Origin of the sequence: Enterobacter sp. Ag1 (assembly GCA_000277545.1) — a bacterium.
In the GTDB taxonomy this organism is placed as follows: Bacteria; Pseudomonadota; Gammaproteobacteria; order Enterobacterales; family Enterobacteriaceae; genus Cedecea.
Genome location: AKXM01000009.1, coordinates 42,547 through 67,678 on the forward strand (window position 1 = coordinate 42,547; position 25,132 = coordinate 67,678).

Sequence of the window (25,132 nt, forward strand, 5' to 3'; positions counted from 1 at the left end):
ACAGGTTGATTACAGAAACAAAAAATTATGCTTCCGCAAGTTAATTAACTTAGATAGTAAAAGGAGAGGTCACTAAAATTTTAAAACATTGAGTCTTATACTTACAAGTAAAGACCAGAAAATGTGAATTGTTCTAGACAGAAAGAAAACAGCCATTCAAATTCAAACACACTGCTCACCGCCACAGGTGAGCATTTACCGGAAATAATTTTAAATACCTCTATCCCTATAGCTCAAATCCACTCCGTATGGGTTGCCACCCACGTCAATACTTTTGCTTCCACTTACCATTGGCAAGCCAGTAGCAGGATTTACTTCAAATGAATTGTTCGATAGTTCATCGTCTAACAACTGCCCTCCCTCTGAAACATGTTCAGTGATAATTTCCCCACTTAATATTCGATAACAGATAATATCGATATTTCTAGCACCATCCTTTAATAAAAGCTCCTTAACAGCAATAATATCCTTCCTTTTAATCTTAGAGAATCCAATAAAAGACACTACCACCCCAATTAAAAATATAAATGGGTACGCAATCAAAGGTGATAACTCTGCAATGAGTGCAGAAAACAGAAATATAAAAACCGCAACTATTAGCTTGAAGTTAATCAATGGATTTATATACCCACTTCCCAAATCACTTAACACTAACATCCGTTCCATTCGGTAAAACCACAACGTTATAAACATCAATACAAACAATATTAATAGCGCAGGCGCGGCATACACCCAACTGTAAGAGCAAAAAACAATGACGCAACGTAACCACACTAAAAAATAGAGTACTGGCAAAAGCATAAAGCGTTTTTTTAATTTATTTTTTACCATAATATGTTGAACCTCTCTCCTGAGCATCTTGCGCCATCTTAGTTAACTCATCATTATCAATACCGGCCAATGATTTCTGTGATGTTTTTTCATTTGCAATTCCTTGTGTATGTTTATCTAGAGTTTTTTGATGTTGCGACTGCAATTCATCTCTTGATTTGACTATAGCCTCTTTAGAATCAGCAATATCTTGTCCAGAGTCACTCAGTCTCCGGTTTGAATTAACATATCGTTGTTCTACGATTTGAGGAACATTTTCCTTTATAAACGCATTGTTTTCGTGATCACGGATAGCATCTGAATTCGTATTCCAGTTATTAGTGATGCTATCTTCGCCTGGAACGCCCGCAACATTACTCATTCCGCTGCCCAGATTAGCTTTATGTCCATGATATTCAGCCTGAATCTGCGGTAACACCTTATCCTGCACAAATGATTGAGCCAGCTTCTGACGTTCTGCTGCCACTTCTGATGAAGATGTGTCACTCAAGATGGCTTCAGCATTACCAGATTTCTGCATTACATAGTTAGCAAACTGTTGATCAAAGTTGCTGTTAATCTGAGCACTATTACTCTGGACATAAGCAGCCATTTCACTGTATTCATGGCTTCGGGTCATACTGTCAGAATATTGCTGATAGCTATTCTGTGTGTCAGTGAGTGTAGCTGACAATTGCTCCAATTTATTGGATGATGCAGCGTCGGTATGACTTCCTCCTGCATTTACACGGCTGCTTTTGACTATATCTAGCCCTTCTCTGAAATCTTGTGCAAGCTGCGAGGTTCTATCACTTCTAACATCCTTAGTCTGAGTATTTGTTTCACTTGTACCATGTGACGAACCCGAACTACCGGTTAATTCTGCTCCTACATGAGCCTCCACACCTGTCCCAAAAAACTTAGCTCCCGCACTCGCTTTAGTGCCAGTACTAACAGTACCTCTAGAAGATTTATCCAAAAGTCGGTTATAAGCTTCTGTTTCTGAGATACCGAGTGTTTGTGCCAACGTTTTCGTTGCACTGAGCATCTTGTTAATCCCACTGCTGGCATTACTGCCAGTACTTTGGTCAAAACCTTGTACAAGAGAGTCACTGTTCCCACGCTGGCTGGCAAATTGTTGCAACTGCATCCAGCTACTGGCTCGCCCGCTCTGATATCCGCTAAGTGCGGTTTGTGCACGTTGTTCCGACTCTCTTGCCTGTTGAGTCAGGCTGCTGCTTGTGACTTCAGCACCATTGAGACTGACAGGCAACTTCGACATTGCTCCAGTGGTATCAAAAACATTCTGCCCGGAAGAGGTTAGCGTTCTGGTAGCACCACTCTCCAGCTGACTGGTCATATGCCCTTCACGATGACTGTAGTTGGTGTCCCACTTGTTTCCCTGTACATTCCCGGTCGTCATATTGTTATAGGACCAGTTACCGTCAATCGCCTGCGAGGACGACTGTGTGGAGGCTGACTGCAGGGTCTGTCCCAGATAGTTCCCCGCCTGCGACACCACCTGTCCCAGGCCTTTCACCATCCCCCAGGCGATAAACGGGATGGACAGCGCCAGCCAGCCGGCTGTGGTGCCGATATCTGAATAGGTATTCTGCACCTGGTCAAAGGTGGCCAGCGTCACCGCCGTCCCGTTGAGTTTGCCCTGCAGGTAGAAGTTCATCGCATGGTTCAGTATGGAGAACAGAATGGGCCACATCTGCAGATAGGCAATGGTGTAGATATAGCCTTTGATAATGGTCCAGGACAGGGAACTCACCACGGCCAGGACAATCAGCACCGGAAACAGCGCCATTGTCATGCCCAGCAGCACGCTGTGCATCACCGGCAGCGTGTTGGCAGCGATGGACGCACTGGTCGCCTGAGACAGGCGCATTTTTGCCATCGAGGTCTGCGTGGCGGTGTTCACCAGCCCGGCAGTATCGCCATTCTGCGCTGAAAAGCTCTCCAGACCACTGCGCAGGCCATTCATCACCACGTTCTTACGGATGATTTCGGTGGAGGTCATGGAATTGCCGTGAAAATAGTTATAGCTGTCGCCCAGCATTTCGGTGAACAGTGCCGTACTGGCACCGTTTGTCGGACCAAAGACCTGGTTCGTGAAACCGTGCATCCGGTTAAGCACCTGCTGGAGAAACGGGGACATATTCCGTCCACTGATATCACTCGAATCAGTGTTTATTTTGGTTATGGCCTGCTCGCAGGTCAGAAAATTGCGGTTTTTGTCATACAGACCACGCAGAGGACTGGGTTTACTGAATATCAGCGCGTAGGGGTCTGTAGAATTCATCAGGTCGCCAATGCTGTACTTATTGTTCAGCATAATGTCACCCACCACGCAGTTATGAACGTAATCAGAGAACATGCGCTGAATTTCCGGCTCAGAGAACCGGAAATCACTGCTCCCAGCCGCCAGCTGCGCGCCGAACAGCATCCCGGTTTTGCTGTAAGTCAGCGCGTCCGGCCGGGCAAACACAAAATCGTAAACCTGTGCCATACCTGCACCAATACGGGTGATCAGGCTGGCCGGGGCTGCAAGGCCGGTCGGGACATTATCCACCTGATAGATGGCCGCTGGTTCAGACAGGTCAATAATCTGCACGTTCCGCTTGTCCCCGACCAGAACGGCAATCACCAGGACATAAAACCCGGCCCATTTGACCAGGTCCATAATATTGCGTGTCCGGATATAGGTTGCCGCCCCGACAATCACCGATACGGCGGTGGCCATAGCTATCAGTGAGTCTCCGGCCCTGCTGTTAAAAAATGCCGCCACGCCATTGAGCGTATCCTGAAACCACGCCCCGCCGGCAACGGTGTAAATCGTATCAACGGCCATATCAATTCACCCTGCTGAACTGGTAGTTACCCAGCACACGATCGCTCATCTTTGAGGAGACCTGCTGGCGGATAAAGCGGATTTGCTGCTGCGCGGAGATAAGGGCATCTTCTTTGATCTGCACTTCCATACGCAGCGAGTTAAGCGCCTGACGCGCGTCGGCCAGCCCGCTTTTCAGCTCTTTCATGTTGGCACCCGGATAATCTTTGGTGGCAAGCGATCCGTTAACCACCTTCATCACGGCTTCCAGATACTGCAGATAGATGTCGACCGCGATGTAATCCGTCAGCTGGGCAAACAGGGACTGAGAGACACTCAGTGACGACTGGTCCACAATCCAGGAGAGAATGGGGATGGAGGTACTGTTGATGAACTGCTTCTCTTTTTCCGTCAGCGGCGTGTCGGTGATGGCCTTGTTCTCGATGCTGGTCAGCATGTCCTGCACCATCTTAATAAGCGATTTGTCTGCGGAAATCGTCACGTTATTCAGAGTCGGGGACAGGCATTTATTCTGGTTATCGCAGACGTATACCTTTGCCGTCCCCCCGCTCATCATCGCTGTCAGCAGGCTGCGGTCCGATGCCATTGAAGACAGTATCCGCAATTCGCCGTTGCTGCCGAAAATCACCGAACCACTGATGCTCATGGCGAACTGACGCAGCTCAGCGTTGCTGCTGAGCGAGCTGTTGCCAAGCGCATCCCACATCAGGTTGATATCCTTCAGTACCTGGTCCTTTTCCGCGCCGGTGGCTTTATCAGCGACGGAACCGTATTTGCCTCCGGAGGTACAGCCCTGACGGGAAGCCACCCAGTCCGAAAACACGCTGGTTTGCCCGCCAACAGACTGGCAGACGTTCTGCTGGCTCTCGCCCCACAGCGATGCCACGCTGTCGACCATCGCCTTTGCCGCCTGACAGCTGGACATATTGAACCGGTTAATATCAGCGGCCATCTTCTGCAGAAAGTCTTTCGCGGCCTTGAGTTCCGGTACGGTGGTTTCCAGCGCAAGGTCAAAGAAGTAGCCTGCCGCGTTGGCCATCGTCTGTTTCACAAACGCCATAATCTGGTCGGAGTTAATAAAGGAAAACGCCCCCAGATACACGTCAATCCCGCCGCACCCGGCGTTGATGGATGGCAGACTGATGGAAACCAGCTGAATGTTCTTGTTGCCGGTGCGCGCGTAGAACGAGCCTCCGGAGACATAACGTGCGGCCTGCCCCTGCCAGGCTTTTGCCGAGGTGGTGTTGCTGGCATAACTCATGTCATTAAAGAATGAATTCATGTCATCCTGCAGCGCGGCATGCGCCGTTCCTGCGCTGTACAGGCCCAGCGCAAAGGCCAGGCAGAGCGGTTTCAGTCGCATTATTGTTGTCCCTGAGCGTTGAGTGGAATGCTTTTCCCGGCCTGACGATCCAGCGCCATCCGGAGTACTTCATCGAGGCGGGCGCGGAATTCTCCAGCCCCTGCGGCACCCTGCAGCAGCGGCCAGGTTTCCATCGTATTGACGTTGGTCAGAAAGGTGGTTGGCGTGGCCACCGGCAGGCCGCTCTGGAAATATTCCACCATCACATCCGGCGTTGCCGGCAGAACATCGGGGAATTCGGCATCGCCCTTCCCGTCAAGACTGACGGGGAACACGTCAAGACCGGTTTGCTGAGAAAAGGCTTTCAGGACTGGTGCAAACTGGCGGCAGTACTGGCAGGTCGACTGCATGAACAGCACCACCTTCCAGTCCTGCAGGTTAACTTTCCTGCCATCGCTCAACGGATACCAGACGGGTGACGTATTCTGAACAGCACGGTCTGTGGTTGTTGTCGCCCTGTTATCTGGCAGACTGAGCGAATCCATCGCGGGTGCGCTCCGGCCCGTTTTTCCGGCTTCCAGCGCACGGATATCATCCAGTGTCCCGGCGTGCAGGCAGCCGGACAGTATCGCCGCCATCAGGATGGCGGTCCGTAATACAGTAACAAGCATGAGGAACCTCAAAAGACGGGGGTTATCAGTAATCCGGCGCAAAGTGGGTCAGCACGCTGACCATCTGCCTGTCCAGGTCGTCGTGGCTCATAAAACCCCATGCAAGGGGTTGCCACTGGTGAGTTTTCGGGTCGACCAGAAACGTGGCCGGGAAGTGGGTGACACGCATTTTTTCAGCCTGTCCGCTGTCAGGGCGACTTTGCGGCAGCTGGTCGCTGAGTTTACCGTCCACGCTGACGGCCATGAGCGTAATGCCCCGGTCTTCACAGAAAGCCCGAATCACCCCGGCCATCAGGTTGTCGACGGCGTTATTACCCCGGTAGAAGAAGAACAGGCCATAACGCTGTGCCACCTGGCTGATAACCGCATTCTGGACCTTCTTCTCTTCCGTCAGACGGGCTTCCACCGTGCCGTTGTAATGGGAGCGCTTCACGTTGTAATCCAGCTCCGGATACTTCAGCCGGGCCAGTTTCGCCGTCTGGGTGAAGTCCGTTGCCCGGTCAGTCCAGAAGTTCTGCAGTGTCATAAAGCGGCGGAAATTCTCCGCTGATGGATACAGGATGGCGGTATCCAGCGCTTCACGGGTTGCCTGCTGGAGCACCTTTTTCTGCTCTGATGGCGTCATGCTGGCCAGGCGTTCCCGTAGTGTCGGCTGCGGCGCCGGTTCGGGCTTGTTCTCTTCCGCATTAGGGTTGTACCACTGCCATCCCTCTTCCCGGGCGTAGTTGGGCGCCAGCACATCCTCGGGAGCAGCATGCAGCGATGCTGCCATCATCAGGGCAAACGCACCGGCAATACATCTCATGGCGCGTTCTCCTTCATTTTCTCTGCAATGATGTCCTGCGCTTTTTTCAGCAACGCCTGGTCTTCCGGAATGTCACTGCCGGCATCAAGATCGCTGTAAAAATCACTGAAGTTCATCACCCCAAAATCGAGGCGCTGCAGTTCATCCACTGTTATGCCACGACAGTCCGGAGACTTTCCGCTGCCGAAACCGACACCCAGCTGGTCACGACGTCCCTGCTCCTGGACAATACGGGCCAGTTTTGAATCAAACTGGCAGTAGCCGCGCTTTTTCTCGAGGCAGACACCGAGGACCTTTTTACTGCAGTATTCCCCGACATAGACCGTCAGTTTTTTCTCTTTGGCCTTGCCCAGCGCTTTTTCATCGCTGCTGCAGCTGGACAATCCCACATCCTGGCCCCAGCCGGAATCCTTGCAGCAGTTGTTAAATCCCGCCGCAAATTTCTTGCAGGACTTCCCTTCTCCGGTAAAGGCGCGGACGTTCTCGCCGTTCAGTTCAGCCACGTCTTCGCCCGCTGCGGCAACGGCGGCGAGAGCAGAGACGGCCTGACCAAACATATTGCTGGTTCCGGTCTGGCCCTGCGCACAGCTGCCGTCTTTACAGAAAAACTCTCCGCCGCAGATCTGACCGTTACCTTCTTTTTTACGCTCACAGGAGTATGTGACCAGCTGGCTCACACAGAAACCATCCACGGTATCCGCACACTGGCTGCGCGTCACCGTACAGGCCGAGTCCTTCATGTACTCCCCACAGGTCCCTTCTGTCTCGGTCTGGGTGAGGTACGTGTCCTGCCATTTCCAGCAGTCCTGGTGGATACTGTAGGTTTTTCCCTCCACAACGACGGTCCTGACTCCGCCTGGCTCCACACACTGAGAGCCGGTCATTGCGCCTTCAGACTTGCTGAACGGGCAGCTTTCCGACCACTCCACCCGCGGCACCCACTCCCGACTTTTCACCTGCATCACCAGCGTCAGCGTGAAACGTGTGTTTCCACCGGTCAGCTCTTTAAAAATGATGTCATCCAGCGAACCGGTACAACTGCCGTTCCCGCTGCAGCTTGTCCCGCTGAGAACCTGTTCTTTATTCAGCGTCATCCCTGTCGCGCCCCCCAGCGCAATGGTGTCATTCCAGGTCAGATTGAACGTGGTATTCATAAAGCTGGCGCGGGAGTTCCAGAGATAATTTTGTGTGGTCACGTTCAGACTCGCGCTGTGTATGACGCCCGCTTCAGGCGCGGCCACACTGAAAACAACCTGCTTTCCGGAACGGCTAAAGCTGAAAGCGGTCAGGGTGTAGGTTTTAATCTCTGTCGTTTCTTTCCAGTCGCCAGCAATGGTCGCGGTGCGGGTGCAGTACTGTTCAATCTTCGTGTCCCGCAGACACTGATGTGTGGTGATCTCGGTAAAACTGGCTGGCTGGTCCACACATCCGTCAAATCCACCGCCGGTAATGGTCTCAGCTTTGTCCTTCATCGCCAGCCCTTCGGCAATAAAGGGCGCATCCAGTGACGGTTTGTTGTCTGGTGGTGTATTAAGGATGGATTCCGTGATGGCTTTTCCGGCCTCAGAACTGTTCATCGCGGCAGAACCCGGTGATGTCATATCCACACCCGATGAGGTCACCCCTCCGTAATATCCACTCTCTGCGGGGGAAGTCGTATAGCCCGGGATGACCTCCGCAGGCTTAAATCCCTGAATGGCATCAGCACCCTGCCCTTTGCTCGCCTTACCCTGCTGCATTCCCTGATTAAACTGCTCGTTAGCGAGGAGCGGTTGCACCAGAAAGACCGATGCCGTAGCCACCAGTAAAGGGAGTATCCTTTTCATTCGCCCTCCTCCTCGCCCAGCAGGCTTTTAGCGGTCTGCGCGCAGTCACCTTCTTCTGCCACGCGCTTTAATGCCTGATGCAGTGTGAGATCGCCCTGAAGACGGTCTACTTTATCTCCCTGATTACCGCAGGCGACAATCAGTACCGGGACGGCGGAAATGTTGTATTTACGAAAGGTGGTCGGGTCTATCTGCACGCCGCCTGTATTACTCTCTTTCACAAGCCCGGCAACAGCATTCGCCGTGGCCCGCATGTCGCCGTTCACCATCCCCCGGATAACCACCGGTATATTCAGCGCTGCCGCGTCCTGTACGCGCTGTTTCAGTTCATCAGGTGGCATCGAGAAAGAAACAAAGACCAGTGCGGCCTCAACCGGGCGCTCCCCGGGCTGCATGGATTGCCGGAACTGCTGTGCCTGCGCGTCGAGGAACGACTGATCCTGCGGCGCTACCGGACGGGCCTGCTTCAGGAACTCAGGGGTCTGGAGTGAGTTAAATCGCTGACGATCCAGTTGAAGCTGCTCATGGATAAACTGGCGATTTTCCGTGTGTTCTGTGGCCTGAGCCAGCCCTGTGGTCAACAGAGCAAGCAGAAAAATCAGTGATTTGCTCACAGGGTTTCCTCCTCCGGCTGTTGGGCTACCGGGCCATAAGCCGTTGCAGCAGAACGCCCGATCAACATGTCGTTCCACATCAGCCTTTCTCCGTCCGGCATATGTTGCGTCAGGAAAGGCAGCAAATCGCTTAATCTTCTGTCGATAAAGGCCAGTCGCTCCGTGGTCAGTTTTGTGCTTTCCCGACCAGGTTGAGTCACGGCCATTGCCGCTTCACGGCATTCGAGAATGCACTTGTAAAGCCCGCCATATTTCAGCGCCATACTGTAAAGTTGTGCGAGAACCTGTTCCGCCTGGTCGGCGCGGGAGGCAGCCATTTCATAGCGGGCGAGTACAAGCTCATACTTTTTTTTGCTCACAAACATACTGTGCTTCCTTAGAGAAAAACGCAGTTGCGTTTACGCCAGAAGAGATAGCCAAAGTTTCGACGGTCGTTGGGCATGTTCTTACCGGTTTCCCAGCGGGTCACGCTGCGGCCCAGCGGATGACACTGCCCGGCATCGGGATATTTATTGACCAGGTGATAGCGCCAGCGGCTTTTCGGCATGATGGGGGACGGATATTCAAAGCAGACTGACGTGTTTTCACCGATTGAGTTCATGATCATGCCCTGCCGGTGCAGCTTGAATGCCATACGTTCACTGAGCAGTAATGAGGTCTGCAGGGGGCTGAATTCATTGGAAACCCAGCCGTTAAACGGGTACATACTTCCCTGACTGCCGGCGCACCAGAACAGGGCGTCCAGCGGCATATGCGTCAGGCTTGCAGCGGCATCTGCCGCACAGGCCGCCTGCGCAATCACATTGCCGAACAGGATCGCTTCAGGCTGGATAATCATGCTGAGCGAACTGCTGTCCCACATCGGATCCAGTTCGGACAGATAGGCGATATCCATATCGCCGGTCTGCAGGCAACCCACTGACGTGATTATATTAAGCCAGTATGTCAGGGGATATTTGTACCAGTGGACATGGTAGAACGCACCGGGATTGGCCCGGTTCTCCTGCCCGCCGGTCCCGCTGCCGACATTACCAATATTGATGTTGAATCCCCCCAGATTCACCATGCAGTACGGAGAGCGCGTCACATCGGTCAGGGCCATCGGCTCCCAGTAACCGATGGCCAGTCCTACACGCCAGAAAATACCCATCGGGCAGAACTGGATGGGCATCGACGGGTTGGCGGTGTCCGGCTGGCGTCCTTTGGCCACCGGCACATTGCCAATGGTGACCGGGAAAATGCACTCCCAGCAGACATCGGTGATCGGATTGACAAAATTACCTTCACATTCAGCGGAGGCTGCCTGTGCCGTTCCGGTTATCCCGGTCAGACACAGCAGCGCCAGCCCCAGAGCAGCCAGATATCGCTTCATGGTGTCACCTCCGGCATATCCAGGGCGAAGGTGTCCACCCGCAGACGACGGCGATCTTCCGCCAGCGTCACCCGGGCCGGAATGGTTTTGAGTTCAAACTTCCGGCTGAGAGAACCATCCTGGTCGAAGTAGATCCGGGTATTCAGGGCACTGGTGGCTTCACGGACATCACCGTTGACGAGTATGACGCGGTACGTCAGCGTCCCGGGCTTTTGCTTCTTCATCCACGCCAGCTGCTGCGGATTATCTGCATCGATAAAATACAATGTGTCGGTGAAGGGCACCGTATCCAGCGGATTAATAACCTGCCCCTTGCGGGCAAACACCTGTCCCTGATGGTCCTTCATATCTTCGCTGACCGTCAGCGACGGATCGATATAGTGCGTGGTGTTCTCCTGCGCCAGCGTCAGTCCTTCAACCGGTTTAGGACGTAGAGTGTTTTCAATGACACGCTGTTTGAATGCTTCCTGCTCCCGGGCCATCTCACCGCTGGCCTCCATTGCCTTCAGGCGGGTCTGGATGGTGGTGAGCATGTCCTGCTCAGCAATGGGGTACATCTCCCCCCATGTCCCCAGATTTTTTGCCTGTGCTACGCCGGAAATCAGCAACAGCGCCAGCAGCCCTTTTTTCATCAGTTGCCGCCCCCCGCCGCCATTCGGTGTGCCACCCCTGTCTGAATTTCATCAGTGATGTCGGCCGCTCCGCTGACCACTGCGGGCGTCACCAGAATTAGTGCATCATGGCGGCGCTGCCAGTCCTGCAGCTCCGTATTGAGGCTGGTCATAAATCGTTCGGTAAGTGCCTTAGTCTGAGGCTCATCCAGTGACTGAGCGCCGGCCTGTTCAGTGAACTGATCCAGCGTTTTTTTCATATCAAATGACACCACAGCTGGCATACGCCAGCTAATCAGCAGCGACGTGACGGCGGCGTTAATACACAGGATGGTGGCGGCAACCAGCAGCAGGCTGCGCAGACAGCGACGCCTCTGGCGTTCGCGTTGGGTCAGGGCCTTTCTGGCAGTTGTGGGTTTTGACTGAGTGTCGTTAACCTGTTTTTCCGTTTTCATGCGGCCTCCGCAAGCGCTTCCAGTTCGCGCATCTCATCAGGAAAGTTACGTTGTGCCAGCTGGTATACGGCGTCATGGATATCCATGTTCTGTTCCCGGCACTGGCGGATAAATTCGAAGTCATCACCCTTTGAACTGAACATCGCGCGACTGAGCGGATCGACAAAGAGACGATGGAAACTGCAGGTATCGTTGATGCGCAGCATAAAGGAGGAGAACCACTGGTCTTTGGCATCACCGAACTTGCCTATAACACTGCGCTCCAGCTCGCTGAACTGGTTGGGACGGTTCTGGTTATACTGCTTAAACTCAGAGGCATCCTGCTTGAGGACCACCTTGAAGGCAGAGTTACCCCAGGCCGCTTTTGCTGCGCCGGAGGCATCATCAGCGTCAAAGTCTTTGATATTCTGGCTGATGGTGATGAACGCGCCACGGTGCCGGCGAACCGTACGGTAGCCGGTTTCAATAAACTGACCGACCTTCTCATTTTTAAAGTTGAGCAGTTTCCAGCCTTCGTCGATGGTGCAGCACTTCTTCAGGCTGCGCGGCGTGCGGTACATTTTGTCTTCGATGTAGATGATGAGGGAGAACATCACCGCAACCAGCAGGTCTGGCTTGTCCTGCAGGCCACCCAGCTCCAGGACAATAAAGCGGGCGTCATCGGTCAGTGACGGCTCGTCGCTGTTGAAGTATTCGCCGTAAATCCCCCAGGAGCAGTACTTCCCGAGCAGTTCGATAATTTCATCCAGCCGGTTGGTGATACCCGGCGAGTTCTGGTATTTCTCATCCTCACGGATAGCCGTCAGTTTCTGGACGACGTGGTCAATACGGGCTTTTTCCTTGTGCGCTTCCCAGGCCTCCTGAACCCCGCGCAGCAGCAGACTGTGGTGAACTTCATCCAGCGTGCCGTTCGGGCTTGCCAGTACCGCAAGCTGATCACGGATGCGTTCTCCGGACTCATTGATACTGGAGATGTTGGCAAACGGATTGAATTTGAGTGATTTACCGTCAAGGTATGTCCCCCCCACGTTCTCGCAGAACGATTTGTAGCCGTCCCCCATGTCAAACACCCAGGCGATACCGCCGGAGTCCAGCACGCTGCGCAGGATAGGCTGTACCAGACCGGTCTTTCCCGCCCCCGAGGTGCCTGTAACCGCCATGTTGTAGTTGGTGTTACCCATCCCGTCCCCGTAGATATCGAGGAACGCCAGCTGGTTGCGGTAGGACGGCGTCAGCAATCCTCCCTGACACAGCCGGTTGTCGGCCACCACCGGCAGCAGATTCACGGCCTGGATACTCTCAGCCCGGCAGGTGGCCCCGCCCATTTTTATATCTTCCCAGAGCCCTTCCGCATGAATGAAGGGGATCATCGCTATCCAGTTACGGAACTGCATATAGGTCGGGGAAAACAGATCTATGCCGTTCTTCTTGAAGGTATTAATGACCTGCTGTTCGCAGACAAGCGCATCCTCATCCGTATCCGGACAGAACGTAGTGACGTTATAGTAATAGCGGACAATACAGGTCTGATTACTGTTGAGATGCTCGCGGATCTCCTTCCACTCTTTAGCCTGTTTGGCCACGCCGGGAAACAGGGTGGCATAGGGAGAGTTCGCTTTTTTGTCCCGGTCGAGATACTTGCGCGTGGCTTCGCCCTGTGTCGCCACCTGGTCTTCGGCCTCCATCACCATCGTGATAACGAACGGGCTGGCGATTGTCAGATCGGGGCTGAGCAGGTTGGACAGGTTATCGCCGCCCATCCACAGCATGAACATATCCGGATTGTTCTCCAGCATGAAGTTCATGGCCCGCGTGGAGGTAACGCTGCCCTGACGGTCGGCAAGACTGATGAGGACATCATCCGGACGCACATCGATACCAATACGCTGGTCAACACAGCGCTGATGCAGCTCATCAAATTTGCCGACACGAACCTCATCGGGGTACAGCTGGTCGTGTCGGGCATTCAGCATCCCGTGAACCAGCGTGGCCAGCTCCTGGTCATCTGCCGCCTGCGTATAAATTTTTGCCGCATCCAGTGAGGAGCGAAGGACTTTCAGGGTGTGAGCGACTTCCGTCATCACAGCTGCCGTCCGCTTCTTCGCCTTCACGCAGTAAGAGATATACAGACGGTAGTCACGCAGGGTCAGCGGCAGACCGGTCGGGCTGTTGAACTGCTGCTGCGCCGCGCGCTGATAATACGCCCGGGTGATACGGTTAAATTTGTCAGCATGCTTCCCCTGCCAGCGGAACTCAGACAGGCCCCGGTCAAGCTGATCGCCGATCAGTTTGCTGGACACCAGGTGGAATGATATTGGGGTCTTACGCGGCAGCTTGCTTTTGATGAGATCTTCCAGCACATACACAATCTGTTCGTTAGCGCCGATAAGGGGCTCTGCACGCAGCAGAAAGCCCACCGTACTACGGTTCACAAACAGCCCGCTGTCACGGTCATAGTCACGGTACGGCAGGACGCTGGTCAGCTGCGGAAAGTCCAGGCTGGCCAGATTGCGCGTCATCTCCGACGCGCCATCCGGCATCCGGAAGGCGTTCTGCAGATTTTCCAGTACGTTCAGAAATTTTTTCACCCGAACTCCTTAATTTACCCGGGACGGAAGAACCCAGTCGGCAGGGCTGACCACAAAGGACACCCGACCGGGCTGATGAAAGGCGTTATCGCTGTCCACCCAGGGTGCAATCCAGACCGTGGCTATCTGGTCCTGGCTGCGTTGTGGATGCACCGATCCAGGATGGTCACAGCGCACGCTCTGACATGACGGTGCCGGAGTGACTGCGGACACATTTGTGCGTGAAACAGGTGTTATCGGCGTTACGGCAATCGGACGTGGCGTCAGTGTTGACGCTGCGGCGTTCGTGTTTATGCCTGTCGGTATGCCAGTTGATACTGCGGGTGTGTTGCTGGTTACCCGCGCACCTGAGGGGACACTGACGACGGCACGGGATGCTGACGGAACCGCCGCCGCAGAGGTGGCCGGAAGATTAACCAGGGAAGGCAGTCCGCCCGCAGCCGGCTTTCCCGCCTGTTTTGCCGCCTTGTCACGGGCCAGTTGATTGGCCTTCGTCATGGTCATACAGGTATCAGACGTTGTGGCATCGCAGTCGAAACTGCTTTTGACACCGGCACAACCGGATAACAGCAGGGCGCAGCCTGCCAGCAAAAGTGTGATTTGTTTCATCGCTGTTTCCTGAAAAATTATGCGCTGAAGGGTCTGGCTGGCTGCGAAAGCGCGGAGTAAATAAGCTGGATTTCAGCAGCCAGGCAATAAGAGGCGTAATGCCAGTCATAATGGGCATCCGCTTCATCCATCTGACGAAGCGGAGAACTTCGAAGACTCTCGAACCGGGAGATACCGTCTTTTAGCTGTGTGTGCCATGTCATGGGTAACCGGGAATAACGCAGTACCCCAATGAGTGTGACCAGGCAGGTTATGCCGCTGAAGATTAAGGAATCGGTTAATGCATAAGCCATGACCAGAAGGAGGATGGCCAGGGCGAATGCCTTTAGTTGCCGGGGAGAAAAGTTGTCACGGGTGTACTCCACTCGTGCCTGAAGGTTCTTCAGGCGCCTCAACCGTGCAATTAACTCCGGCCTGCTCAGATCGCTAAAATCTCGTAGAAGTAATGAAGAAATATCCATCATCATTTCTCGCTTTCGTTTTCGGGCCATTTAGCGTTTTTGTTGACAGTCAGGGAGGACAGAGAAGATGCATACACATCGCACCCCTGGTGTTTTTCGGATTTCTTTTTCACCGGGAAAATTGCCAGAACTCCCATCCCCCGCTCCGGACAAGATCGGGATGAAGCACAGCGGATACCAGATGTTGCAGTTCTGACGGATAGCCTCCGCCAGCCTCTCCCCGTCATCACCGGAATACAGTTCCCTGAGCTGGCTTACGTCAGACTTTGCCAGGAAAATTCGAGTGACCTGACTGAGTGTCGTAGTTTTGCCAGTCCCGGTTTCCCCCACGACCATCACATTGACTTTTCTGCTTCCCATCGCTCACCTCTGATAATTTTTTTCCCGAATTTCCAGTACCCGCTGACACTCCGTGCAGGTACGCACGCCAGGTATCGCTTTTTGACGCCGTTCCTGAATACGGTTTCCACAACATTCACACCGGGTAAGGCTTTCACCTTTAACGCTTAACTGTTGTCTGACCGCCTGAATGTGCAGCCTGTGAATCAGGTCTTCCTGCTCCTGCAACTGGTCCAGTACGTCTGCCATCACTCTTTCCTGTGTATACTGCCCGGACACGCTACCGCCCATCCCTTTCTCGTCTTCCAGGGCACTGACTATTCCGGATTGTGTTGTTGTGGCCGGTTTCCCGGCCCCGTTTACTGTGTGACGACCTGGCCAGTCGTCGGATCGACGGTGTCTCCTACCCTGAAGTCCTGCAGCTGCTTCAGCATGTCCGGCGTGTTACCCGGCATGGCAGCAGGCATGGATGAGGCAGAAGGTGGATTTTGTTTTTTACGTGCAGCCGCTTTCGCGCGCGCCTCTTCCAGTGTTTCGAGCTGGAAGCCATCCTGGAAAACAAGCGTGACTTCATTGCCCGCGCCGATTGGAATGACGGGGTGGTACTGTTCAGCGCGTTTGATGTAGTAATCGGAGAGTGTTTTAGCTGCAGAACTGACGCCACCGCCGAGCCCTGCCTGGCCGATATCGCCGGCGCTCATGCTGGCAGTCGCGCCGACGCCCACGGTAGTGGAGGAGGCTTTCTCAATGCCCTTCCCGATCCCGTCCAGGAAGCCCGCGCCGCCCGCGTACAGCAGGATCTGGCCATTACGCATAACCACTTCGCCCTTGATACCGTTCTTGCCCATAAAGGACACATGACCGGCAATCTTCTGGTCGATGTTTTCGTCACCCAGCTTGCAGCTGATTGAACGGGTACGAACGATGGCACGCTCACTGGAGACATCCCCCCACGCCTCCAGTGTCACAAAGCAGCCTGTCAGATCGAACTCTTCATCGTTAGGCATCTGAACTTTGCCGGTGAGACGCAGCTGCATCGGGGCGGTATTTTTATCGCCAGTTACGGACGCATTGGCATCCGCCCCTTCCACGACGATGGCTTCAGCAAAACTGCCGGAAGAAATCCACGGGAAACGGGGCTTTTTCGGCCCGGTATCCGGCAGACTGAACTCCTGACTGTCCATCATTCCCGGGCGCTGAACAGGGGTCATCACCGGTGCTGCCGGAGCCTGTCCGCCACTGGCTGGCCAGAAGCTGGTCGGGGGTGGGACATTACCAGCGGGTACAGGTTTCCCCTGAGAGGCCAGCGCCCCCGGCAGTGGTTCAGCACTGAGGGAGTCAAAATTCTTCCCGGCCTCAAGCTGTGTCTGCAGCAACTGGTTCTGGTCTTCCAGTTCACGAATACGATCCTGACTGCCTTTAAGGTCGCGACTGACAAGTCCCATTTCGGTACGCAGCTTTTTAATCTCTGTCTGCGTTTCCTTGTTAAGCCGCTGAGCTTCCGCAATGGCGGAACGCTGGACTTTGTTATCGAAGGACTGATTGACCACTCCGGTCATATCCGGCGCGGGTTCGCCTTTTGGCGCTTTTGCGGGCGGCGCTTTCTTCAGGTTCATCTCTGAGACCATCCAGGTCCCGGCACCGCCAGCACCAATCCCGAGAACAAGAGCTATAAGCAGGGCAACCTGACGACGGCGGACGACTTTATTAACGTTGGCCATCTTCACCCTCCCCGTTTTCACGGATAACGGTGACGGTCATTCTTCCTCCGCCCATCAGAGTCTGTGCGTTGTTATCAAACATCACGGCACGAACGCCGGGCTTCCAGAAGTCCTGCTCCCGCAGCGCTACCCCCCAGGTATTGGCATTACGCAGTTCATAACGATCGGCACGCAGCTGGTCGCCCGCCCAGGCTTTCAGGGGGGTAACAGAAAAACCACCGGGGAGACGAATACCGTCAGACAGCGGTTTTACTTCACCGTAGCCGTCAGGTATGTCGCCCGTCAGCACGGCGCGATTAAGGCTGATCAGCAGCTTTTCGTAAGCCTGAGCAGTTTCCCATTTACGGGTTTCAGGCCGTACAGGCGGTTCTGCGCTCATCAGTCGATAGACGCGACCTTCACCTTTTACGGGAGTGGCCACGACTGAGAAGGTCTGGCCCAGCGCAGTTTCTACAAAAAAGGTGAAAGTACGGGTGGCCACAGAGGTGAACAACACACCTCCTGCCGTTGTCAGTCGCTTGTCTGCCAGCATGCCCTCGGGTGCTGTGATGGCGGTGACTTTGTCACCAGGGATAAAAATCATGTTGGGATCGGTACTGCTGATACTCAGCCGGAACTGTCCGCCCTGTGGGAAGCTGATCGTGGCAGGTGACTGTGCCTGCGCAGCCGGGGGCACAACGACCATCATGGCTGTACCAAACAATAACGCCGGGAGGTTATTTTTCATTGGTCACCTCATAGAACCGGCCGATACGGGTAAAACCTCCGGTATACTTCAGACGAAGCCGGTAGGTTTTTATTTCCGTGGAAGGCTTGGAGTTGCCGATCCACATTTTCAGCACGCCACGAACATCGATGCGGCCGTCAACGGGATAGACATTGATTTCTGTGGTGTAGAACGTGGAATTCACATCATTGGCTTTAATCTGAGCAGCCTCTTCATCCAGGACTTTTACAAAGTCCGCCCGGACATCAGGTTCTACAAAGGTCATCAGAAAGGCGTGGTTGGAATCGACCGTTTCAGGAGCGACATTGAGACGCAGGGCCAGGAAGGACAGCGTCATCATCCGGAAATACTCGGTATCGGCTTTCGTTTCGGATACCACAAAAGGCGCGTTGTAGGTCATCGGTGTGACGACTGTACGTTGCTCGTGGATGAGTGCTCTGTTGGTCACAGCCAGCCATGCCACGGCAAAGCCCAGAATAAAGACCAGTGTCGTGAGCGACAGAATAATAATGGCAATAATTTTGGTGGATGAATTACGAGCGCTGATTTCCATAATATGGCCCTGCGGTAATTTATTTTATCCATTTCCTGAAACTGGAATCGGGAATAACGCGGTAGACAACCCGGAATAATTCAGTGGGCAAATACCAGTAACACCAGTTGTATAACCAGCGGGAACTCTTTCCGCGTTTCGCCGCCCTGATCAGTTGCCAGATAACTGCCGCAATAATCAGACTGAATAAATATTTCTTGGTGAAAAATCCCCACAGCAAAACAACCGCTGCGGGGATAGCTTCATCAAGGGGCAGTCCAATAATGCGGTTCTGCTCTGACAGGGTTTTCGGGAAACGGTATTTGTCTAAATCGTTTCCCTCCATATCAGTTGATGAAGGTAAGGCCGACGGTGGTGAAGACGATAACCACAACCAGTCCCAGCAGGATCAGCAGGTTCTTGGTGCGGATATACATCGCAACACCGACAATCAATTCGGCGATGATGATACACATCATGACGAATGAGTCGGCCCCGAAGGTGGCTTTCACATCATCCTTGCCTCCGGCCAGCAGGTCGGTTGCATTGGCCATCTGTCCCACACCGAGTAACAGCAGCGGAGACAGTGCAGCCAGACGGGACAGCGCTTTTTTACTGGTCACACCACGCCATGCCATCTGGCAGTACTGCCATGCACGGTTTTGTACAGACGCGGGGAGGCCGCCTTTTGATAAGGATAAATTCATAGAAACTCCATTTATATTATTTACAAAACAACCCAGAGCGGTATTGACGGGCTAAGTCAATCCGGCACAGAACCATTAACCACAAAAAAATGATTCTGTACCGGAGTCACTCCTTCAACCCTAATGCCTCCTCAATAATAAGAATTGCTGTCTTTTGTACTGGCTTGGCATTTTTTTTGGCTTTCTTTCTTAGCTCCTCATAAACAACACCATCCAGATAAAGTCGGATAAATTTCCCTGCTGGACGTGGTTTCAGGGGGATATCTTGAATCATTTCCAATGCTCCGCTAAGTCATAAAAACTACGTATATGATGACGTGAAAAAATAGGGGCTGTCCAATTGGAAATGAAACTATTTTTGATACCTTCAACATCTTGATTTAAAAATAAAAAGGACAAAAAAAAGAAAAGTCTGACAACCGCATTTTGATCTAAATCAACAGGAAAAACGTGATGTAGATCACATCACGTTTTTCCCGAAAATAGGCGAGTTACTCCTCTGGCTGAAGTTCTATTCTGAGTTCAAGGAAGGAGTGCAGAGCAAGTCGCGTAATGTACAAAGTCTTAAGGGCCTCATTGGAGGGTGAGCTATATTGTTCACACAATTCCTTAAGGGTCTTATAGACTGCCTGTGTAGTCGTATGTCTGTAATCAGAAATTTCTCTAATAGCCATTCCAAAGGCAAAAAGAGTAAATACTTCAATTTTGACATCATTAATTTCAGGAAAGATCTTGCGTAAAATTTCCATACGGATAGGATCGATGATAACCATCGTAACCTCCTGTTAAAAGTGCTTGGGTTATTGTGGCCAGCGGTGACAGGGGGGGCCAACCCCTGCCATCGCGACAAAAGCAAATCAATTAAATTAACGCATTCTTCTCCCTGGGAATAATTGATTTACCTTAAATCGAATATACAACATCACAGATCAGCGCTCAATAAATACCAAAGTTACGCATTAATTTATGATTAAGCTCACAAAAAATAGCGTAAAATTAGAATGCAAAGCAAAATCAGATAAAGAAATAGCGTGAGTAGTTCGGGAAGGAATAGAAAGAAAGATGAGATGCTTCCTGGTAATTTATAAGAACTTTCCCACGAAAGAAAACTGACAGCAAGATGCGTCAGATAAAGGCTAATAGTCTGATAGCTCTTTTCATACTGAAAATTGAATATGATCACCAGAAAACGATCATTACTTGAAGATACCTAGTTATCTAAACTAGCAACATGAGAAGAGATAATTTCAGAGACACCGGGCTTCTCTGATCAAAGCTGCTATCCATTCGGACTCAGCCCCATGAATGATAATACTCAGACAGTTATTTCAGCGTGCAACATTTCAACCTGACTAACTAAGAAATACAGTACTCCGCAAAGCCTCCTGTAAAAGGATATGGGCAGGAGGCCAGATAAATAAACTGTAGGCTTAGTCCGTTTCTTCTTCTTCAGGAAAGAAAATACTTACCTGGTCTTCTGCAAATTTTGCTATGGATCTTTTGATGACTTCATTATCAAAGTTACCGTTGCTTATAACTTCATGACTTAGCGCGCCCATCTTCATTATCTCTGAACACATTGCCCGGACTCTGGCCATGTTATCCAGCATGATCTTGTTATACTCCATCTGGTTAAAGCCCCCTTCCTTTTTTTCTCTCTGAATCCGGTATACTCTGAGCCCCAGCTCTATAAGCATTGAAGTAACAGACGATACCGTGGCATCATGTTCCGTTGCACCTTCCTGCCTCCTTTCTGTAACCAGAGATTCAATTTCTTCACGAACCTGATTGCTGACAAAAGTTTGTATACGTGGCATCGTTGATCCTTCTTAAACCAATAATCATGATTAATTAGAAATATTACCTGAATACTTTTATCCATAGTATAAGGCGAGTATACCATTAAAAAAAGCAGAGTATAGATGCGAGTATGGAAGGTTGTTAAAGACGAGTACACTCGCGAGTACACTCTATCTAACAAACTGAATTTATTGAAATACTCTAATAAGAGTATACCCGACACTCTAATTAGAGTGTCATAAGAGTATAGTTATACTCTATATCACAACCCTTTTTCTAAAATACGGCATAAAAATAAATCTAACCGCATGTTTTTAAAGGCTTATCATGCAAGATGAAATCTTGCGAGGTGTGTGGGACTTTGATGTTAAGGAGCAGGCATATAAAAATTAGCGGGCCGGGCAGGATTCAGTATTAACGGGCATTGCCGTTTTTATTAAAAAATGGCACTCTGGCACAGGGAAAGATAACAATGGAATTTTGCAGATGAAGAACGTTCTGCTTGTTGGATTACTCGCGCTGACCTCTTCAGCCATTGCTCAGGACTGTTTTGAAATGGCGGGAAGGGATTACCATATTGAACCTGATTTATTACGGGCAATCTCTTTCAGAGAGTCATCATGGCGGCCTGATGCAATGAATGTTGTCAGCAATGAAAGTTACGCCGTCGGAATGATGCAAATTCACTCGCAGAATTTTTCACATCTGGCTCAGTATGGTATCACGCCTGGTAATCTTTACAGAGATCCCTGCATGAATGTCTATACTGGAGCCTACTATCTCGCAATTGCATTTAAACGTTGGGGATACTCCTGGCGGGCAGTCGGCGCTTATAACGCTGGCTTTCGTGAAACGGAGGCACAGGAAAGGAAACGCCAGAAGTACGCGCAAGAAATTCAGGCAATTTATATTGGCATCAAGAAAAATGCGCCACCAGAGTGACGCATTTACTATCAATCAATCGCGCGAAATATTAATTCCCTCTCTGGATGTTGAATAAGGCTGACATAATCCTTCAGGGCATCCTGGCGAGCGACAAGATGTTTGCAGACTCTGGCGTATTCAGGCCCCATATCAGCTACCTGCCATGATAACCAGTTCATTATCATTAGTGTCGCAATAATTCCGGCAGCGTCGGCACTGATCTCTGATTCAAAATAATTACCAGGAATGCACATGTTATAGCGTTGTTCACCTTCAGGGGCAATATATCCCGTTTGTGTGGTAGTGAAGATAATCCTGTTTGGAGCCACATTACCGCCGACACCCTGCGGAATAATCCAGTAACTCCAGAAGCCACCATCGTAATCTGAATGCTGGCGTAACCAGCTGGCGATCATGTTGTCAGCTGACGGTGTAAAAAATAGTGCAGGAATAAAATCAAGTCGTTCATCACCATCTGTTACACAATAGCGCTGAAACTTATCTGTTTTAAATTGTTCGGCTGATTCACGAGTGGCGGTTTTGACGTTAATTGTGTGCATTCTGGTTTTCTCCTTATTGGTTATTACATCGTTCGACTTCATCACTGAGCGGCGAAGGGCAATGAGCAGCTGGCAGGAAGGAAATAAAGGGGCGCGCAGCGTTTATATACCCCTTTATTTCCTTCCTGACTGATGCTAAAAGCAGCCCTCCGCGAATTGATGAAATCGGGAGATATACATAGGGAGAATGCACACAACCCGGAACGGAAAATCGGCGCAAGACGAATTACCGTTCCGGCCATTAAAGTGGCGGAAATTTATTACCGCCACGGTTAAAGCGGCGCATCCTTTCAGGATGCAGCAAGCGTGAATTTGAATTGCGTCAGGATGGAAGCCCGACAGGGCAGAGACAGCGAAGCTGGCTCTGTTCACGACAGCCGTGTCCCGCCAGGGACGACGCCCGGGCCGTTATATATTTTATTATTTACAAAAGATAAATACTGATGAAGATAAACAGCAGGATGCCGGATGAAATATAACAGTGACAAATAAATAATACTGAAGAGAGAAACCCGCGACGGACTAATACGGGCGGCGCGTAGCGCAGCTGGTATTAGTCAGCACCGCAGGTGCGCGGCCTTTTTTCCGCAGTCGGGCAGGTTATCCCCTGCCCTTCTGGTTATTTACGCGGCCTCCGGTATTCTGCGCATAAAGTCCCGCATCGCACGGTATCGGTTCAGGTCTGCCAGACGTTTTTCAAAGTCGTTGAGGTAATACACTGGCGTATACCGTACCCGGTTAAACTGCATTGTGAGCGTATTCCCGGTTACGACTTCGGCGGCAATCCCCAGCAGTGACAACTGGATGAAAGCCATATCTGCCGCCACAGGATCGATATCGATGCAGCTGCCGAACATGTGCATGGAAGGGTTGATATCCGCATCAAGCAGACACTCCGCATAAGCAATCAGCATCCCGGCAGCCCCGCAGGCCGGATCGCTGACGGTGGCAATGCCTTCCCGGCGGATAGTGTCCCTGGCACCCGGCATCAGCATCCGGGCCATCAGGCACTGGACCGAATACGGCGTAAAATACTGCCCGCGAAAGTTATCGCCGAGTTCAAGCTCCATGAAGATCGCGCCGAGGAAGTCATGGAATTTAGCTTCCAGTGCGCACACCATCAGGCAGAACATCTCCTGCATGTTCGCAATGTCTGAAGCCTCATATCGCGCACAGATTTTCCGACAGTGCGCCATGCTCTCCGGCGTTCTTATCCGCACCATATCCAGTTCACTGGCGGCGAGTGACAGAAAATCACTGAACACTTCCCAGCGCCCCAGCTGGCGGCCTGTGGACCTAAACACGCTGATAAAGCGGCTGCGGCTGTACTGCGCACTCATCAGCCGCTGAACAGAGGGATATGATTCGCTACCCGGCTGCGTGTCCTGGGTATTAATTTTACTGCCAGCGCTCTCTCTGGCCATATTGAAGACATCGGCAAAGCTCAGTTGTGACATGAAAGTATCTCCGGTAATGCCGCCCCACAGGGGGCGGCAGGTTTCACATCACGCGAGGCCGAGGCCAGCGTAGACAACGGTCATAAACTGCTGCCAGTATTTCAGCTTTAAGGCCGGAACACGGGCGCGTTTACCACTGCGCAGGGCATTTACAAACGCGTTCGCCTGTGCGACGATTTGCGGGTCAAATTGCATGGTTTAATCTCCATGTTGGTTTTGCGAATGCCGGATGCAAACTTTTGCGGGTGTGTCATCCGGCGTGGAATGAGCAGGCTTATGCCTGCTTTTTTCATTTCTGGCTCTTGTCTGATACCTCCTTAACGCGGGCCAGAATTTCCGCGTGGTCAAGGTTGCTGTAGTCACGCATCCGGTAATAACGGATACCGATCCGTGCATAAATTTCGGTCACGTTGCCGCAGATCATTTCTGCCAGCATGAAGGTTTCACACTCACCATTTTCGCTGCTTCGCCAGTTCATCGGGTACATCAGCCCCAGCGCATCATGGAATGCGTGTACGTCGATTTCAGTGGGGACTCTCACCGCTGCTTTCTCACGGCTCAGCCAGTACGCCCGCTCGGCCTCAGCGGTGGCCTGCATTCCCGGAAGGGCCGAGGATTCTTTGAGGTGTAAGTGCATGTGTTTCTCCTTCTGATTGTGAAGTGGCAGCAACGCGCCGCCACACGTATTTATTCGTTTGCTGCCAGTTCACTCATCAGCGCATCTTTCGCTTCCAGCGCGTGCTCTTCTTCTGCAAGTGTCAGGATGTAGCCGCGTTTTGCTGCCGCGCCCATCAATGCCGGGCGATCTTTCAGTGGAAGGACGCCCAGATAATCCAGCGCATCGCCCAGCACTCGCGCCTGATACAGTTCGTAATGCATCCCGCAGCACCGCCCCGCCTCTTTCTCAATACGCGCCAGCACCACGTCCGCGCGGATAACATCGAACCGATTACGGGCGTGGATATTGCGTACAAAGCCATCAGTCCGCAGGGCCGTGTTTTTCACCCATCTTTCGGAAGATTCTTTGGTGGCGGTTTTGACGTTGACGTTCTGTGTGTTCATCCTGCTTTTCCTCTTGTCTGGTGGTTAATCCATCTCTCGGTGAGTTCCCTGGCGGCAAAGGGCAAAGGAGCAACGTCGCAAGGAGGAAGGAAAGGGGCGGAGACAAAAAGTTTTTGCATCCCTTCGCAAAAAGTTTTTGGCGGAGTTCATTTCACCCCTTGGATGACGACGCGACGGTGCTACGACCAGCCCTCCGCCCGGGAACGGACGCGAGATGGCTCACCAGAGGTATGAGAAGAGGATGAACACACCCGACACGGCGGAACGACGTGGCGTCACCTGAGTGCCGGCGGCTTTATCGCCGGCATGGTGAAAGCGGCG

At 52.1% G+C, this 25,132-nt stretch carries 29 protein-coding genes; 1 reads left to right on the forward strand and 28 read right to left on the reverse strand.

Annotated elements, in window-relative coordinates; genetic code table 11:
* Positions 1-210: 210 nt before the first annotated feature.
* From A936_RS05220 to traM, 23 genes are all read right to left on the reverse strand, one after another.
* Positions 211-831: a hypothetical protein gene (locus A936_RS05220; RefSeq protein ID WP_008455326.1), complete on the reverse strand. Its 621-nt coding sequence runs from the start codon at positions 829-831 to the stop codon at positions 211-213.
* Entirely contained in the window at positions 818-3,667 is a 2,850-nt protein-coding gene (gene traG / locus A936_RS05225) for a conjugal transfer mating-pair stabilization protein TraG (RefSeq protein ID WP_008455328.1), read from the reverse strand. The genes A936_RS05220 and traG overlap by 14 nt, the downstream gene beginning before the upstream one ends.
* A 1-nt stretch (position 3,668) precedes the next feature.
* On the reverse strand, positions 3,669-5,030 hold the full coding sequence (gene traH, locus A936_RS05230) for a conjugal transfer pilus assembly protein TraH (RefSeq protein ID WP_008455329.1): 1,362 nt from the start codon (positions 5,028-5,030) through the stop codon (positions 3,669-3,671).
* Positions 5,030-5,641, reverse strand: a complete 612-nt coding sequence (trbB, locus tag A936_RS05235) for a type-F conjugative transfer system pilin assembly thiol-disulfide isomerase TrbB (protein ID WP_008455333.1) — start codon at positions 5,639-5,641, stop codon at positions 5,030-5,032. The genes traH and trbB overlap by 1 nt, the downstream gene beginning before the upstream one ends.
* A gap of 25 nt (positions 5,642-5,666) precedes the next feature.
* Positions 5,667-6,446 carry a type-F conjugative transfer system pilin assembly protein TraF gene (gene traF, locus A936_RS05240; protein ID WP_008455335.1) on the reverse strand — a complete coding sequence of 260 codons (780 nt, stop codon included), beginning with the start codon at positions 6,444-6,446 and terminating at the stop codon, positions 5,667-5,669.
* Positions 6,443-8,272 carry a type-F conjugative transfer system mating-pair stabilization protein TraN gene (gene traN, locus A936_RS05245; RefSeq protein ID WP_008455337.1) on the reverse strand — a complete coding sequence of 610 codons (1,830 nt, stop codon included), beginning with the start codon at positions 8,270-8,272 and terminating at the stop codon, positions 6,443-6,445. Before traN ends, traF begins: the two co-directional genes overlap by 4 nt.
* Positions 8,269-8,886 (reverse strand): type-F conjugative transfer system pilin assembly protein TrbC, encoded by a 618-nt coding sequence (gene trbC, locus A936_RS05250; protein ID WP_008455339.1) that lies wholly within the window; start codon positions 8,884-8,886, stop codon positions 8,269-8,271. Before trbC ends, traN begins: the two co-directional genes overlap by 4 nt.
* Entirely contained in the window at positions 8,883-9,251 is a 369-nt protein-coding gene (locus tag A936_RS05255; RefSeq protein ID WP_008455341.1) for a hypothetical protein, read from the reverse strand. Before A936_RS05255 ends, trbC begins: the two co-directional genes overlap by 4 nt.
* A gap of 11 nt (positions 9,252-9,262) precedes the next feature.
* Positions 9,263-10,258 (reverse strand): conjugal transfer pilus assembly protein TraU, encoded by a 996-nt coding sequence (traU, locus tag A936_RS05260; RefSeq protein ID WP_000833230.1) that lies wholly within the window; start codon positions 10,256-10,258, stop codon positions 9,263-9,265.
* A complete protein-coding gene (gene traW, locus A936_RS05265) occupies positions 10,255-10,890 on the reverse strand; it encodes a type-F conjugative transfer system protein TraW (protein ID WP_008455344.1) in 636 nt (211 codons plus the stop codon). The genes traU and traW overlap by 4 nt, the downstream gene beginning before the upstream one ends.
* On the reverse strand, positions 10,890-11,324 hold the full coding sequence (trbI, locus tag A936_RS05270) for a type-F conjugative transfer system protein TrbI (RefSeq protein WP_000845835.1): 435 nt from the start codon (positions 11,322-11,324) through the stop codon (positions 10,890-10,892). The genes traW and trbI overlap by 1 nt, the downstream gene beginning before the upstream one ends.
* Positions 11,321-13,912: a type IV secretion system protein TraC gene (gene traC / locus A936_RS05275; RefSeq protein WP_008455345.1), complete on the reverse strand. Its 2,592-nt coding sequence runs from the start codon at positions 13,910-13,912 to the stop codon at positions 11,321-11,323. The genes trbI and traC overlap by 4 nt, the downstream gene beginning before the upstream one ends.
* A 9-nt stretch (positions 13,913-13,921) precedes the next feature.
* Complete coding sequence (traV, locus tag A936_RS22605) at positions 13,922-14,521, reverse strand: type IV conjugative transfer system lipoprotein TraV (protein WP_008455346.1); 600 nt, start codon at positions 14,519-14,521, stop codon at positions 13,922-13,924.
* A 17-nt stretch (positions 14,522-14,538) separates the two neighbouring features.
* Entirely contained in the window at positions 14,539-14,988 is a 450-nt protein-coding gene (locus A936_RS05280; protein WP_008455349.1) for a hypothetical protein, read from the reverse strand.
* A 357-nt stretch (positions 14,989-15,345) separates the two neighbouring features.
* A complete protein-coding gene (locus tag A936_RS05290) occupies positions 15,346-15,570 on the reverse strand; it encodes a TraR/DksA C4-type zinc finger protein (protein WP_008455352.1) in 225 nt (74 codons plus the stop codon).
* Between the two features lie 110 nt (positions 15,571-15,680).
* The gene (gene traB, locus A936_RS05295; protein WP_008455353.1) at positions 15,681-17,042 is read right to left on the reverse strand and encodes an F-type conjugal transfer pilus assembly protein TraB; all 1,362 of its coding nucleotides are present in this window, start codon (positions 17,040-17,042) and stop codon (positions 15,681-15,683) included.
* Positions 17,029-17,769, reverse strand: coding sequence for a type-F conjugative transfer system secretin TraK (gene traK / locus A936_RS05300; RefSeq protein WP_008455355.1), 741 nt, complete (start codon positions 17,767-17,769; stop codon positions 17,029-17,031). Before traK ends, traB begins: the two co-directional genes overlap by 14 nt.
* Entirely contained in the window at positions 17,759-18,322 is a 564-nt protein-coding gene (traE, locus tag A936_RS05305) for a type IV conjugative transfer system protein TraE (protein WP_008455357.1), read from the reverse strand. The genes traK and traE overlap by 11 nt, the downstream gene beginning before the upstream one ends.
* A 19-nt stretch (positions 18,323-18,341) precedes the next feature.
* Positions 18,342-18,647 carry a type IV conjugative transfer system protein TraL gene (traL, locus tag A936_RS05310; RefSeq protein ID WP_000398849.1) on the reverse strand — a complete coding sequence of 102 codons (306 nt, stop codon included), beginning with the start codon at positions 18,645-18,647 and terminating at the stop codon, positions 18,342-18,344.
* A 1-nt stretch (position 18,648) separates the two neighbouring features.
* The gene (traA, locus tag A936_RS05315; protein ID WP_008455360.1) at positions 18,649-19,008 is read right to left on the reverse strand and encodes a type IV conjugative transfer system pilin TraA; all 360 of its coding nucleotides are present in this window, start codon (positions 19,006-19,008) and stop codon (positions 18,649-18,651) included.
* A 106-nt stretch (positions 19,009-19,114) separates the two neighbouring features.
* Entirely contained in the window at positions 19,115-19,282 is a 168-nt protein-coding gene (locus tag A936_RS23410) for a hypothetical protein (RefSeq protein WP_157141380.1), read from the reverse strand.
* Between the two features lie 217 nt (positions 19,283-19,499).
* Positions 19,500-19,781 (reverse strand): hypothetical protein, encoded by a 282-nt coding sequence (locus A936_RS05320; protein ID WP_008455362.1) that lies wholly within the window; start codon positions 19,779-19,781, stop codon positions 19,500-19,502.
* Between the two features lie 657 nt (positions 19,782-20,438).
* On the reverse strand, positions 20,439-20,825 hold the full coding sequence (gene traM, locus A936_RS05325; protein WP_008455364.1) for a conjugal transfer relaxosome DNA-binding protein TraM: 387 nt from the start codon (positions 20,823-20,825) through the stop codon (positions 20,439-20,441).
* A gap of 469 nt (positions 20,826-21,294) precedes the next feature.
* Here traM and A936_RS05330 point away from each other — a divergent pair, with 469 nt between their 5' ends.
* Positions 21,295-21,750: a transglycosylase SLT domain-containing protein gene (locus tag A936_RS05330; protein ID WP_008455366.1), complete on the forward strand. Its 456-nt coding sequence runs from the start codon at positions 21,295-21,297 to the stop codon at positions 21,748-21,750.
* 11 nt (positions 21,751-21,761) lie between these two features.
* Here the strand turns inward: A936_RS05330 and A936_RS05335 are convergent, their stop codons facing one another.
* From A936_RS05335 to A936_RS05355, 5 genes are all read right to left on the reverse strand, one after another.
* Positions 21,762-22,292: an antirestriction protein gene (locus tag A936_RS05335; protein ID WP_008455368.1), complete on the reverse strand. Its 531-nt coding sequence runs from the start codon at positions 22,290-22,292 to the stop codon at positions 21,762-21,764.
* A gap of 623 nt (positions 22,293-22,915) precedes the next feature.
* Complete coding sequence (locus A936_RS05340) at positions 22,916-23,749, reverse strand: N-6 DNA methylase (RefSeq protein WP_008455371.1); 834 nt, start codon at positions 23,747-23,749, stop codon at positions 22,916-22,918.
* A 48-nt stretch (positions 23,750-23,797) separates the two neighbouring features.
* Positions 23,798-23,944, reverse strand: a complete 147-nt coding sequence (locus A936_RS05345; protein WP_001159047.1) for a hypothetical protein — start codon at positions 23,942-23,944, stop codon at positions 23,798-23,800.
* A 94-nt stretch (positions 23,945-24,038) separates the two neighbouring features.
* A complete protein-coding gene (locus tag A936_RS05350; protein WP_008455374.1) occupies positions 24,039-24,386 on the reverse strand; it encodes a hypothetical protein in 348 nt (115 codons plus the stop codon).
* Between the two features lie 50 nt (positions 24,387-24,436).
* Entirely contained in the window at positions 24,437-24,811 is a 375-nt protein-coding gene (locus A936_RS05355) for a hypothetical protein (RefSeq protein ID WP_008455376.1), read from the reverse strand.
* Between the last annotated feature and the right edge of the window lie 321 nt (positions 24,812-25,132).